This is a genomic window from Serratia sp. DFXYC6 (assembly GCF_057196085.1).
On sequence record NZ_JBXUNV010000003.1, the window covers coordinates 220,279 to 238,695 of the forward strand.

14 protein-coding genes, 1 tRNA gene and 2 pseudogenes are annotated in these 18,417 nt (G+C 49.9%); 10 read left to right on the forward strand and 7 right to left on the reverse strand.

Annotated elements, in window-relative coordinates; translation table 11 throughout:
- Positions 1 to 55 precede the first annotated feature (55 nt).
- The 3 genes from AC2CGQ_RS17345 to AC2CGQ_RS17355 all read left to right on the forward strand — a co-directional run bounded on the left by AC2CGQ_RS17345 (position 56) and on the right by AC2CGQ_RS17355 (position 2,397).
- Positions 56 to 772: a LuxR family transcriptional regulator gene (locus tag AC2CGQ_RS17345; protein WP_156866140.1), complete on the forward strand. Its 717-nt coding sequence runs from the start codon at positions 56 to 58 to the stop codon at positions 770 to 772.
- A gap of 1,077 nt (positions 773 to 1,849) precedes the next feature.
- Positions 1,850 to 1,934 (forward strand) — tRNA-Leu (locus tag AC2CGQ_RS17350).
- Positions 1,935 to 2,148: 214 nt separating this feature from the next.
- The gene (locus AC2CGQ_RS17355; RefSeq protein WP_306403381.1) at positions 2,149 to 2,397 is read left to right on the forward strand and encodes a hypothetical protein; all 249 of its coding nucleotides are present in this window, start codon (positions 2,149 to 2,151) and stop codon (positions 2,395 to 2,397) included.
- A gap of 754 nt (positions 2,398 to 3,151) precedes the next feature.
- Here the strand turns inward: AC2CGQ_RS17355 and AC2CGQ_RS17360 are convergent.
- Positions 3,152 to 3,868 carry a PmeII family type II restriction endonuclease gene (locus AC2CGQ_RS17360; protein ID WP_075205157.1) on the reverse strand — a complete coding sequence of 239 codons (717 nt, stop codon included), beginning with the start codon at positions 3,866 to 3,868 and terminating at the stop codon, positions 3,152 to 3,154.
- Between the two features lie 382 nt (positions 3,869 to 4,250).
- Here AC2CGQ_RS17360 and AC2CGQ_RS17365 point away from each other — a divergent pair.
- Positions 4,251 to 5,434: pseudogene (locus AC2CGQ_RS17365) on the forward strand (integrase core domain-containing protein).
- Between the two features lie 152 nt (positions 5,435 to 5,586).
- Here AC2CGQ_RS17365 and dcm read toward each other — a convergent pair.
- Both dcm and AC2CGQ_RS17375 read right to left on the reverse strand, forming a co-directional pair.
- On the reverse strand, positions 5,587 to 6,819 hold the full coding sequence (dcm, locus tag AC2CGQ_RS17370; RefSeq protein WP_484593785.1) for a DNA (cytosine-5-)-methyltransferase: 1,233 nt from the start codon (positions 6,817 to 6,819) through the stop codon (positions 5,587 to 5,589).
- A gap of 80 nt (positions 6,820 to 6,899) precedes the next feature.
- Positions 6,900 to 7,619, reverse strand: a complete 720-nt coding sequence (locus tag AC2CGQ_RS17375) for an Eco47II family restriction endonuclease (RefSeq protein ID WP_306403384.1) — start codon at positions 7,617 to 7,619, stop codon at positions 6,900 to 6,902.
- Positions 7,620 to 7,879: 260 nt separating this feature from the next.
- Between AC2CGQ_RS17375 and AC2CGQ_RS17380 the strand changes: the two are divergent.
- Positions 7,880 to 8,858: pseudogene (locus AC2CGQ_RS17380) on the forward strand (transposase); the annotation flags it as partial.
- A gap of 212 nt (positions 8,859 to 9,070) precedes the next feature.
- On the opposite strand, the gene AC2CGQ_RS17385 reads toward AC2CGQ_RS17380, so the two are convergent.
- A complete protein-coding gene (locus AC2CGQ_RS17385; protein WP_049278776.1) occupies positions 9,071 to 9,832 on the reverse strand; it encodes an HNH endonuclease in 762 nt (253 codons plus the stop codon).
- 175 nt (positions 9,833 to 10,007) lie between these two features.
- Positions 10,008 to 10,316: a hypothetical protein gene (locus AC2CGQ_RS17390; RefSeq protein WP_484593786.1), complete on the reverse strand. Its 309-nt coding sequence runs from the start codon at positions 10,314 to 10,316 to the stop codon at positions 10,008 to 10,010.
- Between the two features lie 403 nt (positions 10,317 to 10,719).
- On the opposite strand from AC2CGQ_RS17390, the gene AC2CGQ_RS17395 reads away from it, so the two are divergent.
- Both AC2CGQ_RS17395 and AC2CGQ_RS17400 read left to right on the forward strand, forming a co-directional pair.
- Complete coding sequence (locus AC2CGQ_RS17395; protein ID WP_484593822.1) at positions 10,720 to 11,148, forward strand: putative T6SS immunity periplasmic lipoprotein; 429 nt, start codon at positions 10,720 to 10,722, stop codon at positions 11,146 to 11,148.
- 12 nt (positions 11,149 to 11,160) lie between these two features.
- Positions 11,161 to 11,580, forward strand: a complete 420-nt coding sequence (locus AC2CGQ_RS17400) for a putative T6SS immunity periplasmic lipoprotein (protein ID WP_484593787.1) — start codon at positions 11,161 to 11,163, stop codon at positions 11,578 to 11,580.
- Positions 11,581 to 11,596: 16 nt separating this feature from the next.
- Here the strand turns inward: AC2CGQ_RS17400 and AC2CGQ_RS17405 are convergent, their stop codons facing one another.
- Both AC2CGQ_RS17405 and ascF read right to left on the reverse strand, forming a co-directional pair.
- Positions 11,597 to 13,027: a 6-phospho-beta-glucosidase gene (locus tag AC2CGQ_RS17405; RefSeq protein WP_213929231.1), complete on the reverse strand. Its 1,431-nt coding sequence runs from the start codon at positions 13,025 to 13,027 to the stop codon at positions 11,597 to 11,599.
- Between the two features lie 16 nt (positions 13,028 to 13,043).
- On the reverse strand, positions 13,044 to 14,486 hold the full coding sequence (ascF, locus tag AC2CGQ_RS17410) for a PTS cellobiose/arbutin/salicin transporter subunit IIBC (RefSeq protein WP_484593788.1): 1,443 nt from the start codon (positions 14,484 to 14,486) through the stop codon (positions 13,044 to 13,046).
- A 284-nt stretch (positions 14,487 to 14,770) separates the two neighbouring features.
- Here ascF and AC2CGQ_RS17415 point away from each other — a divergent pair, with 284 nt between their 5' ends.
- The 3 genes from AC2CGQ_RS17415 to rfbA all read left to right on the forward strand — a co-directional run bounded on the left by AC2CGQ_RS17415 (position 14,771) and on the right by rfbA (position 18,384).
- Positions 14,771 to 15,790: a LacI family DNA-binding transcriptional regulator gene (locus AC2CGQ_RS17415; protein ID WP_126180961.1), complete on the forward strand. Its 1,020-nt coding sequence runs from the start codon at positions 14,771 to 14,773 to the stop codon at positions 15,788 to 15,790.
- A gap of 639 nt (positions 15,791 to 16,429) precedes the next feature.
- On the forward strand, positions 16,430 to 17,494 hold the full coding sequence (gene rffG / locus AC2CGQ_RS17420) for a dTDP-glucose 4,6-dehydratase (RefSeq protein ID WP_033631678.1): 1,065 nt from the start codon (positions 16,430 to 16,432) through the stop codon (positions 17,492 to 17,494).
- Positions 17,495 to 17,514: 20 nt separating this feature from the next.
- Positions 17,515 to 18,384 (forward strand): glucose-1-phosphate thymidylyltransferase RfbA, encoded by an 870-nt coding sequence (gene rfbA, locus AC2CGQ_RS17425; RefSeq protein ID WP_015376482.1) that lies wholly within the window; start codon positions 17,515 to 17,517, stop codon positions 18,382 to 18,384.
- The last annotated feature ends 33 nt before the right edge of the window (positions 18,385 to 18,417 follow it).

Below are 18,417 nucleotides of genomic sequence, written 5' to 3' on the forward strand. Positions count from 1 at the left end.
TTTTGTCGTGCTATAGTCACTTCAGCAGCAATGCAGGAGAGGGAGCAGGCAGCCAATGGAAGACGAATATAATCTCAGCAACATTATCGGCAAGCGCCTGGAGGCGGCATTAGGAGAGTTGGGCGATCTCCTGTGGGCGTATGTGGTCCTATCCAAAAAAGACATTGCCTGCATCTTTGGCGTCACCAACTACCCGAGTGAATGGGTAAAAAAGTACCAAGAGCAGGGATTGCAGTACATTGATCCGGTAGTGCTTACCGCCCGCAACCGCCTGACCCCGTTCGCCTGGGACGAGCAAATCATGGCCGACGCAGGGCTGCACTTTCCCGAACTGTTCGAACAGGCCCGCGAGTTTGGCGTGACGCACGGCTATACCTTCGTGCTGCACGATTACAACGACAATCTCGTCACGCTTTCCTTTGCCTTCAATGCGGAACAGAAAACGGAAGCCATTCAGGCGCTCACCGATCGTAAAGGCGACATTTCGGTATTGCTGGCCTCGCTGCATGAGTCCTATCTGGCGCTGTCCCCACTGACAGCAAAAAACGCCGCAGCCCTGGAGAGAAACGCCCGCTTTACCGACAGGGAAAACGAGATCCTCTATTGGGCCAGCGTAGGTAAAACTTACCAGGAAACGGCGATGATCCTCGGTATAAAGACCGGCACCATCAAGTTTCATATGTCCAACGTCGTCAAAAAGTTGGGGGTCACGAATGCCCGACATGCCGTGCGTCTGGGGATGGAGCTGCGGCTGATTAAGCCGGTGGAGTGACGGGCTAGTTAGCCCGTGGAATACTGAGGCAACGACTGCGCAGAACTCATCAGCCGGGATACGTCTAAAGAGAGAAAATACCGGCTGGCGAGCAGCGTCTTTCGAATCGGGAAATGACGGGCGTTAAATCGGTAGTGATTTGGCACTGAGGCGATTAACGTAAAGGCAGCAATAACGTATCGGCCCCGAACTCTGCGATATGAAATAATCACCTAGCTGAACTTATAAAGGTCTAGTAAGGGACTGTACTTTAGTCTAACTGGTTTCGCACCCCTTGAGGCGATACACTTTCCCGGTAATGTTTTGATAAAAAATACAAAAAAAAACCTGACCGCGTAGGGCCAGGTTGCCAATATTGGCCAACACCAGGGAAAATTTTCTTGCACCATCTTAAAGCTATTAACTCCGCAGAGGCAAGCGATCTCAGCTGGTTTTTAGGCATTAACCAGCCATTTTGTTAGGTATGTGCGCTATTTTCTGGTGATTTAAGATAAAACCCATCTAATAGAATTATTCTTTCTCCTTTGAGAGCACCATTCCAATTTTTTTATTTCCTGCCTGATATCTACCAATGAAAAAATAGTGTTCTCGAAATGTTGCGCAACCTCATTCTTTATTGACTGACACATTGTTATGCAATTATTTGCAGCGTTGTCATTGCGGCTGGGGATTATTTTGTTTTTGACAGGCGCTGGGTGAGGCCGTGGTTGATGGGAGAGGCAGGTGCTACCTTCCGCGTGGCGGGTTCCTGAACCTGTTTCGCTAGTTGGGCGAGCGGTTCTGGCTGGTGGGAGGGAGGGAGTTCGGCACAGGAGCCATCATTGCTCTGTGCGACGAGGCGGAATCGGATGGTATTGCGTGAGTGTGGTGCCTGATCCTGGATGCTCGTTGCAACAGCCTGTGGATGTAGCATGTTCATCACCAACGTGGTTGGGAAGGGCGCGCAGCGGTAAGGCGGGGCGGACAAACGTGTGTTGCGGCGGTTTTTTCGACACTTAACTCATTGAACAACGGATAAGTGTTGCGTGCTGGTCGCGGGAAGGTATAATTCACCCGTTTTCCGCATACTACTTCAGTGCCGAAGTGGCGAAATCGGTAGACGCAGTTGATTCAAAATCAACCGTAGAGATACGTGCCGGTTCGAGTCCGGCCTTCGGCACCATTAAGTACCGCGCGAACAAGAAGCCACCGAAAGGTGGTTTTTTTGTGCCTGGAATCTGCCCGCAGCTACTACCTGACTATTTTTACTCCGTATTGACGCATTCCCCACTCCCGTAAAAACCGGAGCTTCCCGATGCTTTAATTTGATATATCTTATTGACTTTAAATGGTTTAGTCGCGTTTCATTGAACTCTTTCGGAGCCAGGCGTTCCGGGATGGGGCCACAACAGGAAGGGGTCATGCGGGCGTTAACGCCGGGCGAAATCAATCTGGCACGCTCGGTGTTTGGCAGCACCATTTTCTATCAGAGCGTGTTGGTTCACTGCGACAGCTACCTGCCGTTTGGGCTACAGAATCAGTACACGGCGATGAGCCCGAATGGGGAGTTGTACTTTCGTAGGTCACTCTATGAAAGAGATTATGCGAGCCAGGATCCTGAAGCTCAGCATCTTTTTATTGCCTAGGTTTTTTCCCTCGGGCTATCTTTGGAAGGTAATTTATATCTAGTGCAACGCAAGATTGTAGATTAAGAATTTTTCTATTTTTGATAATGATTAAATAATAAGTGATGGATTTATTTCAAAGATAGCCATCTGGAAATATAGTGGCATTGATTATATATACATCCACTAATCTGTTCGAAAACTACTGGTTTTTGAGAAAGTGAGATGTTTTTTGCATAGGCGGTTTTTTATCATCGGCAAAGTAATATAGTAATTGTTAAGGTGTTTCTTATCTCATGTGGAGCTGGATTTTTTTTTGGAGATGGAAAAAGGTGAATATATAGTATTGAAGCCAGACTCGTTTTAATCGGGCTGGTAGGAATGATGCGAATTGGTCTTCAAGGAGTTATGGCTTTGTTGATATATACTTATAGCAGTCCACGGCTTAGATTCTAGGCGGACAGTCGATAATAAATTTATTATTTTTTCTGAATATGTGTGTGTGCTTAGTCTTTGACGTTACTATCGATGAAATTGGAAATAGCTTCTTTTTTTGACAGCTAGCTCTCTGGTGATGACAGACCTAAAGTGGCTTAGATAATTGTGTTTTTAATTCTTGATATAAAATTCATGGTTGTTTTTCATGAGGTTTAATGGAGTTAGATTATTTAGATAAGTAGCATAAAGATTATGTAAATACAGTTCAGATGTTTCGGGTTGTTAGTGTGGTTAGATTATAAAAACTGTCTCTTATTAATTAAGAGACAGTTGTATTTTATTTTATATTCATTATCTTTTCTGATTTAGCTAGGGCCTTTATTACAGTATCAAGTTCTGTGCTATAGTCAGAATCTTTTACTGCATCATCGATTGCTTCTGCCAAGTCTTTATAAAAATTCTCATCACCAGTTAATCGGTGCCAAAAATCCTTACCTACAATTACGGGGAAGTGATATTGGTTGGTTATTCTTTTATAATGAGCACTAAGCTCTGATTCTTCACCGTATATCACACCAACAATCATATTTTCAAATCCTAGTTTCAGATTATTTGTTCTTCCAAGGTTTATTACACCTCTAAAATGCCCTGCAATTGTCTCAACATCATCCTTATTTATTGTGTTAGGACCTGACTTTATCTGACAGTATTTTTTCAACCCATCTACTTGGTCTATAAACTCAATATCAATGCCGCTAGTTGTACTACCAAAGCCATCTAGAACTTCACTGGTGAAACTTTGAATATGCTGCCCAAATGATGTTGTAATTGATGTTCCTAATACACGGGGATAAATAAGTGCTTTAGCTATGCTTTCTGGAGATGAATTTCCAGTTAGGAAGTTTGATAAATAAATATTCAAAAATGGGTTTATATTAAATTCTTTTGGGTCTGTTAACTTTATAGTGTTTCTAATGTGACTTTTTGCTATTTTTTCAATAAACCAATGCTTTGATTTTTCAAGAATTTCTTCTCTTTTTTCTTTATCTAACATAGGAGCTCCATTCACATAACTAATTTTTTATGAAAAGCATACGCGAATATTATACTATTTATTATTTATAAAGTATAACTTAATTTTATCCACCTAAATATTATATCACTAAGCATATTTTATTTTAAAAATCAGAATTTACACTCTGAATTGATGGTTTATTAATATTCTGATTGAAATTGTTATAATGGTAATGTCAAGTTGTCGAAAGTTAAATGGAAGGGCTTTTAAATGAGCCGTATTTTTTATGAGTGAATTGGCTTTTAGTTATACTATTGTTCTCTAAGTCTTTATGTATGTAAGGCATCACGACAAAGTGAGCTATTCACTTTTTGTATCCTCCGACATGCTATTATTTTCTCTGAGAACTGAGGAGATTATCTTGCATCAATCCCGACTCACTGAGCATCAGGATATTGCCGTTTTGAAGTCCATCGAGGCCGCATGTATCGTTAAGAATGCTACTATAAAGCCAGCAATTACAACTGGAAAGAGAAGTTTAGCGGTATAGAAGCCTCCGATATAAAGAATGAAATACCTACCGTCACCTTAAACAGATGTTTACTGAACTCAGCCTTGAATGCCGGGCACTTAAAGACGTTATCGGAAAAGTTTTAAAACTAACGATAATGTGTAAGCTCGTCGGTTATCTGACTGTACGATTTACCATGAGCATCCGCCAATCCTGCAAGGCGTCATCGCTGACCAGGACGGTCTATTTTTGGCGCGATGAACCGGTGCTCCAAGTGTTGGCTGAGTTGGCTGAGTGCTATGGTTTTAAGACGCTACTCCGGTTACTGTACTGGTAGGGCATACTTGGCACTATAAACGTGTTCACTGTAGTTATTGCCTGCTGAAACTGAATTTTCGCCGGAAGGGAAAGCAACGTTTGCCGGTGCGAAATTTGGCTCTGCTGATCACAACGTAATCTCTGAACTAGAGCTGGTTCATCGATTTTATGTATGATTCGCTGATTCGCTGATTCGCTGATTCGCTGATTCGCTGATTCGCTGATTCGCTGATTCGCTGATTCGCTGATTCGCTGATCCGCTGATCCGCTGATCCGCTGATCCGCGTTAGGCGTTTCCGAACCTTCAATATGATGGACGACTTTCAACTGCGAGGTTCTCGTAATAGAAATCGAACTGAATATTTCGGCAGCGTGGGTGGTCAGAGTGCGGGACAGAATTGTGGCAAACCAGGATTTTTCGCTGAAACTACGAAGAGACAACGACCCGGAACTGGTCACGTTCACGCTGGCGCAGTAGGCTGAATGGTATGGCGTCATACTAGAATTTATCAAACCGGAAAGCCAACGTAGAATGACTTTATAGAACGCTTTAACAGAACGTACCGGACAGAAATTCTAGATTTTAACTGTTTGGAACCCTGAATGAAGTTTGGGAAATTATAGAATGTTGATGGGTCGAATACAATAGCGAGCTACCTCATGAGTTCTTGAAGAACCCGATACTGGAGGAGTACCGGCTAATGACCGAAAAAGTGAAACTTCAAAAATTGCGCGAAAATAAATCGGGTGTTTTTATATTAGACTGGATACTTTAAAATCGGGCTCGCATGGGCTGGAGAGCCTAGGAATACTTATACTACTGAGGAGAGATGCTAATGGTTTATTGGAAAGATTATTTAGGAGTAAATATAATTTACTCACATGTTGTAAGAATGGAAGGGTAGGAAGTCAAACCTACCCTATATGATCATCTTTTGTTTATTTTTTCTAAAAGATTCACAACAGATTTTCCAACAGCAAATGAGAGATTGACAGGGACAGCGTTTCCTATCTGCTTATATTTTGCAGAAATTGGCCCCTCAAATACCCAATCATCGGGGAATGTCTGTATTCTTGCATATTCACGCACTGTTAATGGCCTTGTTTCTTCCGGATGGCAACGTTCTGTTTGTTTCTGTGCAGGGGCACAGGTTAACGTTAGGCTTGGTTCATCCCAGGACAAGCGTCGTGCCATACCTGTTTTACCGCCACCTAAGTAAAAACTTTTGAGCATGTATTCTTTTTGGATGTCTTCAGGAAGGTCTCTCCAGTAACCACCTGGCGGAACCATGCTTAAGATCTCTGATTTTCTTTTAGGATATTTCTGCCCCTCTGATTCTGGCACGTCGCTATCGTACAGCTCTCCCTTTTTTAGGGCATCTTTAAGAGTTAATACTTTATTGTAAGATGATGGCCATTCATAATCGATGCCATCAGCAAGATCATTCCTAACAGCGATTATAATCAAACGCTCACGTTTTTGCGGTACTTTATAAAAAATAGCCTTAAGTACTCTAGGTTCAAATAACGTGTAGCCCAAATCGGCAATAATGTTTTTTATTGTTTCTAAAGTTCGACCTTCATCATGATTTAGTAATCCTCGCACGTTCTCGGCTAAAAGAATTTTTGGGTTTGTTTCCTTAACTGCTCTAGCGAATTCGAAGAAGAGAGTTCCTCGGGTGTCTTCGAAACCAAGTTTTTTTCCCGCATACGAGAATGCCTGGCACGGGAAACCACCTGCCAGTACATCGACATTGTTTCTATAAGGAGTGAAGTCTACTTTGCTGACATCACCTTCAATAACGTTCCATTCAGGTCTGTTTCTTCTTAGTGTTTTACATGCATGAGAATCTATTTCATTTAGCAAAACAGACTTTAAACCTGACTTTTCCAAACCTAAAGCCATACCTCCTGCACCAGCAAATAATTCCAATACAGTATAAGTGTTATTGCAAAATTTAGTCTCATCAGACCATTGGCTTTTAAATAGAAATTGAGCCTGTTCAAAATGTTTGAGTTGATCTATTCTATAAAAACGATAGTTATTCTCATCGTTTCGATGAGAAACTAATTTTCCTGAAGTGTCCCAACGTCTTAAAGTTTCTTTTGACACACCTAGGATGTCTGCAACTTCCGAAAGTGAAAACTCTTCCTTTAACATACTTAGTAACCACGTCAACATTAGTCATGGTTACTACTGTATGGGTTTACATGGGATTTGTCAAACATTGATCATGGTTATTAACCATAAGCGAGGCTAAAATACTGAATAAAGCTCTCTTTATCAGGGATGGAGAAGCCTTCCTGCTCAAGACGCTCATTCAAAACATACTCTATTGCGTACGGGAGAGCTGTATACAGTTCTTTAAGCGCATCAGGTCTACCAGTAACTAGCCCATAGAAACTTGCCCCATCAATAATTCGGATATTAGGATTTGAAGGGCACAATGTACCACTGCCTTTATTGGATGGAGTGAAAGGCATGTCGGATCTGACCGGTTTACGAGGAATTATATTTACAAAGTAAGCGCAATAATCCTTAAACCGGCTATGTTTTGGTGATACCAGCTCATCTAGCCCTTTGTACTTATCAGCTAAGTCACCACCAGTAACTGTTGAATATTTATTCTTCACTTCAGCGATGATTTTTCTCTCTTCATGGAGAAGGTCAACGATTCCACCAATCCCCATGTCCCGCCATCCATCCACATGGCCGAGGATTTTTTGGTGAAAGGTACCCACATGGTTCTGAATTGTCTTCTGCTGTTGCCGTGCAAGTTCGGAATTTCGCCACTCTTCATGGGATGAGAATCCCGGAGCTTCAAAAAGAGCCCCAAACGGGTCTATCACATTATTATTAAAAGTTTTCTCAGCGGTTTCTTTTTTCTTTTTTGCTTTTGTTAACAAATTTTCAACTTCGCTGAATAAGTTTTCATTGCTGATGTATTCTAGTAATGCCATCTCTTCCCTCTATCACTCTTATAATTCAATAAGTTATTGGCGTAATAATCTTTGGGGCCAATTGGCCTTGTGACTAACTACGCAGCAGCTCTCAAAACGATATCGGAACAATTCTTCTCATCATAGCGGTTGTATGGATAGATGAGAACGACCATTAAGCACGAAATTATAGGGAGCGCGGATGTTTACTATATTGAGCCCTGAATGGCTTGTTCTGACCTGCTTAGTAATGCCTTCATAAACCACATGGGGGCATCCCCGTGAGGAAGCGTTTTTCCGATGAACAGCTCATCAGTAGCCCCGCGCAGCGGAAGCAGGAGCCTCTACCCGTGAGCTTTAACATAAGCACGCCATTTCCGATATCACGCTTTACACCTGGCGCAAGAAGTATGACGGTATAAAGGTTCCCGAGGTTAAGAGCCTGAAGTCGCTTGAGGAAGAGAACACCAGGCTCAAGAAGCTGCTTGCCGAAGCCATGCTGGATAAGGAGGTACTTCAGGTGGCTCTGGGGCGAAAGTTTTGGCAACAGATAACAACAGATAAGAAGTGGGAAGTCGTAGAAGTCATGTGTGAGGTAAAGGGGCTGCCGTAATGTCGTGTCTGTAGTCTGGCTGGTTTGTTGCTGTCAACTCGTCACTATGAGACTCAGTGTTCTGCTACGGTATTTGCTATCAGCATGCATCACTGAACTGGTACTTGAACGCCGACGTTTTGATTATCGGTGCATCTGGTAATTGCCGCATCGAGTGTTTTCACTTCAGTCACAAACAGATATACCGCTAATGGCTTGGTGTTAAAACACAGGCGACGTCTTAAAGGGCTGGTAAATGAGTGGCTGCCGCTTCTGCACTCGGAAGCTCCGAACGTTGACTCGTTGATGAAATTTCTCATGGGTGTACTCGCCAGCGGCCGCCGGATTAGGAGCCTAATATGTCTCGATAATTTCCTGAAGGAGTTCCTGCCGATCACCACTGCTTTTGGGATTTCAGGTGCGTTAATGTTACAAATTCTGGATAGCATTGTGCTGCTTCGTAGTTATCCGGGGCGATGATAATAAACGTTCAGAACTCGAAAATTACCGCTCTCGCTCTGGATAAATGAGTCTTAGAGTATGGGATGGAACTGCGTTTAATTCGGCCGATTAAATTCACTTAAAATGGATTTTTCGAGCATTTTAATGTTCTGTTTTTCGATGAATGCTTGAATGAGAACTGGTTCATAGATATTATCGAAATCAGGTAGGCTATTAATGGTTGGAGGCAGGTTTGTAGAAGTTTTTGTTAGTGCTTATTTATATAATTCCATCAGGATTGGCAGAGGTGAGGTCAATTAAAAAAACAAGTAATGTGATATTAATAATTGATTTTTGGATCCGGTTATGGAAACGGCGGGGTTATCTATTTGACAGGGTTAGTTTGGCAATTTTATATTTTCATTGGTAATTATTTGATTTAACTTTTAATAAATATTTTTTCTCTATGATAAAAAATATGTTTTTTATCTGGAGAGTGACTTATAGGTGTTCGAATTATTTTTCCTTCATATTTCTCGAAATTTTCCACAACGATGCTACTTTTCAACTGTTTGATTTTATTTGATAAGACCAGCCTCAGTTTGTCATCGAAAGTGATTAACCCACGGTCAAAAGCCTTATCATGTAGGCTGGACAGGCACAATCCGTTACTCGGGTTAAGGCGTTGTTCGGTCGAGTGGCTCCAAGGTAGTATATGGCTAGCTACGAGCAATGCCGGTTCTTCTAATCCGGTGATACAGCAGCGATATTCGTACGCTTCCAATACATTCTTGCGGAACAGGTTTTGGTCTACACGTGTTTTGACTGTAGAGAGCTTATCTCTGCCACTGAAATCTTTTGGCTCCTCATCAAACTCAGGTGCGGCTGGTTTTTCCAGGTGTTCTACTGCCGTTTGGCATTGCTGATTGAATAAATCCGCATCTTGATTCATTTCTTCCCACAGCTCGCGATCGGCATTGGAAGCGCCTTTCAAACCGCTTCGACCAGATTCGATAATGTATGGATCCAAACTAGCGAGGTTAACCAGCTTCATGGCTAGTGCTGATGGCGTGCGTCCAATCAATTTTGCATAGTGGATTATTTCGGGATTTCTCGAATGAAGTTTGCCAAACGGTATTTGGCTATACAGAGTGAAAGCGATCAGTAATTCTTCTCTAGTCCAAAGTTTTGCAGCAGCCATACATCAATACCCAGCAGTTAACTCATCGATTTACCGAATGCGTTAACTATGCCAGGTAGGGAAGGAAATGCCTACCTTGATGAATGCTTTTGTTGTGATATGTCAGTCATATCTATTGGAAAAGCGTGATTGGGAAGGGCGACGAGTACAGGCATCGCCCTGATTGCCATTTACGTTAGCCGCAGGCTTCCATCTCCCGCAGCGCACGCCCATAAAGGTTACACAACGCAGGAACCAGATGCGCCGTGGCGTTGAGGTAGCGATTCATCTGCTCCCAGCCTTCGGTATCCAGCTGCGGGTGCTTTTGCAGCAAGTGGCCGAACAGTATCAGGCCGTGGCACAGACCTTCCGCCTGCTCGGCAGAGAGGGCGGCCAGGTCTAAGAGTTCTGAGGGATTGAAAGCGCTAAGATCGAGGTGGTTAAACAGTTGGCGATAGAGGGTGAGAGTGTTTGCAACGGATTCTGTAGTGGGAACCTTTGTCATGGGTGCATCTCCGTATGTCATTAGTTAATGACTATCACCAGAGACGCTAAACTCGGGTGGTAGCCCAGACGGGGTTAGCGTCACCGGGACATACGAACCGGCGCTTCTTGCGAAGCCCCCGCCTGAGCCACCATTATTTGGAGTGAACTAAAGCTGCTGCATTATTACATAATACAGCGGTAGTATGTCAGATTCGGAACGCTAACTCCGGCTGCGGATTTTGTCACAGCGAAAAAACTATAGCGTTATCAGTAAAAGGAAAAAATAATCTGTATAGAATTACAGTTTATTTACTTTTAGGATTAGAATGTACCTCGCAATTCGGCATATCATCTTTGCGTTGAATTATCAGTCATCCATTCATGGATTAAATTTATTCCTTAAAATTTATAAATATTCGAATATGATTAAAGCTAATTTCTTACTTATCGCTTTCGGTGCAGCATTACTGAGCGCCTGCGTAGGCGATCGTCTCGATCAGCGCTATGCGCCGGATATCCCTATCACCGCCCATGCTAAAGCCAATGGTGATATCTGCATCTCTCCGTCGCCAAAGGAAAATGAAAGGCAAGATACGCTCTATATCAGCGGTGATACGGATGAGAAATTGATTGAAGTGGCGAATCAGGATCTGAAAAAGGGCATTTGCGTTACCCAAGAAGATTACCCGTTTCAGGAAAATCATACCTATAGCATGAGGCTAAATTTTGTGCCGATTGAGAAGCGCAGAAACCTGCAGGATGTTTCCGGCAGGGCCTTTATTGCTCACTTCAAAGTGACAAAGCTCAATGGTGTTTACGAAATTGAAAATATCACACAGGGCAGCAGATAACGCAGGGACAAAATGAAACGGATCTTCCCCCTCGCATTTCCCTTCCTGCTCGCAGGCTGTCCGTCGATAGGCGATCGTATCCCTGTAGACAATCCCGCTACCGCCAGCCTGCGTGAGGGCAAAGTATGCATCACCGTTCAACCCCAGGGAGACGAAAAGCTCGCTGGCATCTCGATCTACCGATTGAATGAGGCGCAGAGTCGCACGTTCAAATTCTTCGAGCCGCTGCGGGATGTCGCCCCCGATCAGTGCGTCCCTGATGAGGGCTACGTATTTACGCCGGGGCAGCAATACCATTTCTCCGCGAAGCTGGTCTCCCTCAAGAAACAGCAGGCAGGTGAGTTCCCCTCTGCGCGTGAATTCGTCGCCGAATTCGTTGTGCAACAGGAAGATAATCAACTTAGGTTGGAAGCCCTCCTCACCCCACGCTAACCCCACCGCCCCAAACCTACCCCAAATCCCCCCCATTGCTGGCAATCACTTTCTTATACCACCAGAACGATTTCTTGCGGGTGCGGGCGAGGGTGCCGTTGCCCTGGTCGTCGCGGTCGACGTAGACAAAGCCGTAGCGCTTGCTCATTTCGCCGGTCGAGGCGGCCACCAGGTCGATGCAGCCCCAGGTGGTGTAACCCAGCACCGGCACGCCGTCGGCGATGGCGTCGGCCATGGCGCGGATGTGTTCGCGCAGGTAGCTGATGCGGTAGTCGTCCTCAATCTCGCCTGCTGCATTGAACTCGTCGTGTGCGCCCAGGCCGTTTTCCACCAGGAACAGCGGCTTTTGGTAGCGGTCGTACATCATGTTCATGGTGATGCGCAGCCCCAGCGGGTCGATGCCCCAGCCCCAGTCGCTGCGCGGCAGGTGCGGGTTCGCCAGCGATTTCACCACGTTGGCGGCGCTGCTGTTGTTGTCGTTCATGTCGGCGGAGGCGCAGCGCGAGGCGTAGTAGCTGAAGGAGACGAAGTCGACGGTGTGCTTCAGGATGTCGGCGTCTTCCGGTTCCATGACGATGCTGACGCCTTTCTCGCGGAAGACGCGGGCGGCGTAGGAGGGGTAAGCGCCGCGCGCCTGCACGTCGATAAAGAACAGGTTCTCGCGGTCTTTCTCCAGCGCGGCCCACACGTCTTCCGGCTTGCTGGACCACGGGTAGAAGTTGCCGCCGGCCAGCATGCAGCCCACCTGGTTGGCGGGGTTCACTTCGTGGGCGATGCGCGTCGCCAGCGCGCTGGCCACCAGTTCGTGGTGCGCGGCCTGGTATTTCACCTGTTCGGGGTTTTCGTCCGCTTCAAACACCAGCCCGGCGCCGGAGAACGGGCTGTGCAGCAGGATGTTGATCTCGTTGAAAGTCAGCCAGTATTTCACCAGCCCGTCGAAGGTTTCGAAGCAGGTGCGGGCGTAGCGGGTGAAGAACTCCACCATCTTGCGGCTGCGCCAGGAGCCGTATTCGGTCACCAGGTGCATCGGCACGTCGAAATGGCACAGGGTCACCAGCGGCTCAATACCGTATTGGCGGCACTCTTCGAACAGGCTGCGGTAGAAGGCGATGCCTTCGGCGTTGGGCGTCAGCTCGTCGCCGTTGGGGTAGATGCGGCTCCAGGCGATGGAGGTGCGGAACACGGTAAAGCCCATCTCCGCCATCAGCGCGATGTCGTCGCGGTAGCGGTGGTAGAAATCGATGGCGTCATGGCTGGGATAAAATTCGTCGTCGCGCAGGCTAAAGCGCTTCTCCAGCCCGAGTTTGACCGCCATGCGGTTGGCGCCGTGCGGGATCATATCGACGGTGGTCAGCCCTTTGCCGCCCTCGCGATAGCCGCCTTCCGCCTGGTTGGCGGCTAAAGCGCCGCCCCATAAAAATCCTTTAGGGAATGTTGAATCGGACATGCAATCCTCTGGTGTCTCATTGCGTTGCGCCGGCGGCGTTCGCCGCCGGTGCGGTTTGGCCGGGCGCGGCGGCGTTTTCCGGCAGATCCTCGAAGCCCAGCATCAGCGTGAGCGCGAACGACAGCACCACCGAGAGCGCCATCACCGCCACCACCCACACGATGCTCATCGGGTTGGCCGGATCGAAGAACTGCACGCTGGTGAACAGCCCGGGCGAGGCCATCGAATGGCTGGCCAACCCGCCGATGCCGGCGACCGCGCCGCAGACGAAGCCGCTGATCAGGCTGGCGATCAGCGGCCGCTTCAGGCGCACCGCCACGCCGTACAGCGCCGGTTCGGAAATCCCCGCCACGATGGCGGAGGCGGCAGCGGCCAGCGCGGTCTGGCGCAGCTCGCGGTTTTTGGTTTTCAGCGCCACCGCCAGCGAAGCGCCGCCCAGCGACAGGTTGGCGCCGATCTCCGAAGGCATCACCATGCCCTCTTTGCCGGTCTCGGCGATGGTCTGGATGATGGTCGGGGTAAACACCCGGTGCATGCCGGTGATCACCAGCAGCGGCCAAATCGCCCCCATAATGGCCACGGAAAGCCAGCCCAGGTAGCCGTGCACGGTGTACACCAGCGCAGAGATGCCGCTGCCGATCCAGATGCCGAGCGGCCCGATAAGCAGAATGGCGATCGGCGCGGCGATCAGCACGATCAGCATCGGCTTGAGGAAGTTCTTGGTCACCGCCGGGGTGATGCGATCCACCCCGCGTTCGATGTGCGACAGGATCCAGGTCATCACCAGCGCCGGGATCACCGTGTAGGTGTATTTCACCGCCGTCACCGGGATGAAGGCGAATTCCACCGCCTGGCCCTGCGCCGCCTTGGCCATCAGATCGATAAAGTTGGGATGCACCAGCACCCCGGCGATGGCGATCGCCAATGACATGTTGGTTTTGAACTTCAGCGCCGCCGAGGCGGCGACCATCACCGGCAGGAAGAAGAACGCGCCGTCGCCGATCACGTTGAGGATGACGAGGGTCGAGGAGCCTTTCTCGAATACCCCGGCCATATCCAGGATCATCGCCAGCAGCTTCACCATCGAGCCGCCGATGATGGCGGGGATCAGGGGCGACATGGTGCCCACCAGCGCGTCGAGAATGCCGGCGCCGATGCCTTTCAGGGTGAGCTTGCGCTTCACCGGGGCGGCGGGAGCCGCCGCGCCCGGCATGCCGAGCGCCAGCACCGCCTGATAGGCCTTGGCCACCTCGTTGCCGATGATCACCTGGCACTGCTCCCCGCTGTGCACCACGCCCAGCACGCCGTCGATGGCCTTCAGCGCCGGCGTGTCGATCCGCGCTTTGTCTTTCACCACGAATCTCAGGCGGGTCATGCAGTGGGTCACGGCCTCGATATTGCCCGCGCCGCCCAGGGCGGCCACGATGGCGTGCGAGATCTCTGCGTAGTTCTTCGGCATGGCGTGTCGTCTCTCAGATAGCAATTCGGATAGCCCAAAGGCGAATATTTACTGCCTGGGCGATCCGTCGTTCCATCCGTATGAAACGCCCATAAGAAACCGGTTTCACAAAATCATGTATTGGTGTTTTGTGGTTGGCAAGAACTATGGTTTTTGGCGTTGCGTTTTCGTGATCTGGATCGTTAGGGGTAAGCACATACCGATGTGCAGGGGCGTGAAAACGTTCCAAACGCCGGGCGTCTTGGGTAGACTGCGCTGAACCCATGGATTTTGGCGGCGCACAGATGGCAACGATACTCGAGGTGGCGAAAAAGGCCGGCGTTTCAAAGGCGACGGTGTCGCGCGTTTTGTCCGGCAGCGGCTATGTCAGCGAGGAGAAACGCGCGTTGGTGGAAAAAGCCATCGCGGAAACCGGCTATCGGCCCAACCTGCTGGCGCGCAGCCTGGCGACCAACACCACCCAAACCCTCGGCCTGGTGGTCACCAACACCCTCTACAGCGGCAACTATTTCAGCGAACTGATGGCGCAGTCGGCGCGCATCATGGAGGCGAACGGCCGCCAACTGATCCTGGCGGACGGCAAGCACACCGCCGAAGAGGAGCGGGCCGCCATTCAGTTTTTGCTGGATCTGCGCTGCGACGGGGTGATCATCTACCCGCGTTTTCTGTCGATCGCGGAAATGGACGAGATTGTCTCCCAACACCGTCAGCCGATTCTGGTGATCAACCGGCGGCTGCGGCTGAACGACAGCTACTGTATCTTCAGCGATCAGCACGCCGCCGGCGCGGCGGCGGTGGCGCACCTGATCGCGCGCGGGCATCGCGATATCGCCTTTATCACCGGCTCGCTCGATTCCCCCACCGGGCTGGAGCGGCTTTCCGGCTATAAATCCGCGCTGGCGCAGCAGGGCATTGCGGTTAACGAGGCGTTGATCGTCGAAGGAAAATGGCACGCGCAAAGCGGCGTGGCGGCGGTCGATGCGCTGCTGGCCGGCGGGCAAACGTTCAGTGCCATCGTCGCCGGCAACGACGAAATGGCCATCGGCGCGATGAAGCGGCTGGCGGAGCGTGGCGTGGCGGTGCCGGAGGCGGTATCGGTCATCGGCTTCGACGACATCCCGCTGGCGCCCTATACCGTGCCGTCGCTGTCGAGCATGAAGATGCCGGTCACCGAGATGATCCAGGAGACCATCAACCGCCTGCTGTCGATGCTGGACGGCGGCGAGCTGAGTAAGCGCCCCAGCTTCCCGGCCAGCCTGATCGAGCGCGAGTCGGTGGCGGCGGGGCCGTACGAGCGGGATTGAACCCGGAAATGCGTCCGGAGGGTTAAGGTCCAGGCTGGCCGCCTAAGCCCTCGTCACTCGGCGCAGCGATGTCATCCTGCCACCATGCTTTTCCGCGGCGGCGTTTCAGCCGTTTCCCCTTACCACCCTGAGTAATAATCTGAAAGAGCGCCCCAAGACTGCTCTTTCGAGCCGCTATACGTTATGTTATCCCCCGAAAGTTTGGCCGTTCCCACCCGCCTTTAGCGGTTGAAAGCATCGCGCTTTCTTCTGTCTCGGCATGGCTTCCTGCGTTGCGTCGGTGAACGGTTTCACTGGCCAGCCTTGCGGCCCTGCGGATGAATGGCCTGAGCATGTCGCCGTCCGGCGGCAATACCCGAGCGACCACCAGAGATTGGCGTCTGTGAGCCAAGGGCGGTAGCGTAGCCATCCGACGTTTCCGGCGACAATATCCGAACACGACGGTTGCGTGCCGACCTAAAACCAACAGAGCTGCGATGCAGCTCTGTTGGTTTTAGGGGCTTGCTCGCGGCGGCGTGGTGGGAATGTTGTTAATCGATTACCGGCAGGGTGTTTACCCAGGAAAAAGCCTTTAGCCGTTTTATGCGCATGTAAAACAATGTGGCGATGAAATGACCACGGCGTATTTTAGAGGATTCTATGAAAATTATCGTTACCGGCGGTGCCGGGTTTATTGGCTCGGCCGTTGCCCGCCATATTATCAATGATACCGCTGATCACATTTTGGTGCTGGATAGCCTGACCTATGCCGGTAACCTCGAATCCCTGGCGCCGATCGCCGATAGCGATCGTTACTCCTTCGAGCAGGTCGATATTTGCGACCGTCAGGCGTTGGATCGCGTGTTCGCCGCCTTCCAGCCCGATGCGGTGATGCACCTGGCCGCCGAAAGTCACGTCGATCGTTCTATTGACGGCCCGGCCGCCTTTATCGAAACCAACATCGTCGGCACCTACACCTTACTGGAGGCGGCTCGCCAGTATTGGCACGCCCTGGGCGCCGAGCGCAAGCAGGCGTTCCGTTTCCATCACATCTCCACCGACGAGGTGTACGGCGATCTGCACGGCACCGACGATCTGTTTACCGAAACTACGCCTTATGCGCCAAGCAGCCCGTATTCCGCCTCCAAAGCGGCCAGCGATCACCTGGTGCGCGCCTGGTTGCGCACCTACGGTTTACCGACCGTTGTCACCAATTGTTCGAACAACTATGGCCCTTACCATTTCCCGGAAAAGCTGATCCCGCTGACGATCCTGAACGCGCTGGAAGGCAAGCCGCTGCCGGTATACGGCAACGGCGCGCAGGTGCGCGACTGGTTATATGTAGAAGATCATGCGCGGGCGCTGTATAAGGTGGTCACCGAAGGCGCGGTGGGGGAAACCTATAATATCGGTGGTCACAACGAGCGCAAAAATATCGAAGTGGTGCAAACCATTTGCGCACTGCTGGATGAGCTGGTGCCGCACAAACCGGGTGATATCGCGCATTATGCGGATCTCATCACCTTTGTGACCGACCGTCCGGGCCACGATATGCGCTATGCGATCGACGCCGCCAAGATCGATGCGGAGTTGGGGTGGAAGCCGCAAGAGACCTTTGAAAGCGGCATTCGCAAAACCGTGGAATGGTATCTGGCGAACGAAGCCTGGTGGAGCCGGGTGAAAGACGGCTCCTATGCCGGCGAGCGTCTGGGGTTGACCCGTTAATCGATTTTTAAGGAAGAAGAATGAAAGGCATTGTTTTAGCGGGCGGTTCCGGCACGCGTCTCTATCCCATCACGCGCGGCGTTTCCAAGCAGTTGCTGCCGATTTACGATAAGCCGATGGTCTATTACCCGATCTCGGTGCTGATGCTGGCGGGCATTCGGGATATCCTGATCATCTCCACTCCGGAAGATATGCCCTCCTTCAAGCGCTTGCTGGGTGACGGCAGCCGTTTCGGCATCAATCTGAGTTATGAAATTCAGCCGAGCCCGGACGGCCTGGCGCAGGCCTTCCTCATTGGCGAAGCGTTCATCGGCGGTGACAGCTGCGCGCTGGTGCTTGGCGACAACATTCACTTCGGCCAGGGCTTCGGCAACAAGCTGGAGTCGGTGGTGAAGCGCAGCGAAGGGGCGACGGTTTTCGGCTATCAGGTGATGGACCCTGAACGTTTCGGCGTGGTGGAGTTCGACGATAACTTCCGCGCGTTGTCGCTGGAAGAAAAACCGGCCGTGCCGAAATCCAACTGGGCGGTCACCGGGCTTTATTTCTATGACCATCACGTGGTTGAGATGGCCAAGCAGGTGAAGCCGTCGGCGCGCGGTGAGCTGGAAATCACCACGCTCAACCAGATGTATCTGGAACGCGGCACGCTGAACGTCGAGCTGCTGGGGCGCGGTTTCGCCTGGCTGGACACCGGCACGCACGACAGTTTGATCGAGGCCTCTCAGTTTATACACACTATTGAGAAGCGTCAGGGCTTCAAGGTCGCTTGTCTGGAAGAGATCGCCTACCGAAAAGGCTGGTTGACGCGTGAGCAACTGGCCACCGAAGCCAAGCTGCTCGGCAAAACGCTGTATGGCCAGTATCTGTCGCAGCTGATCGCGGAAAAATAACCCCGGCCCGCCGTGCTTTGAACACCCGGAGCG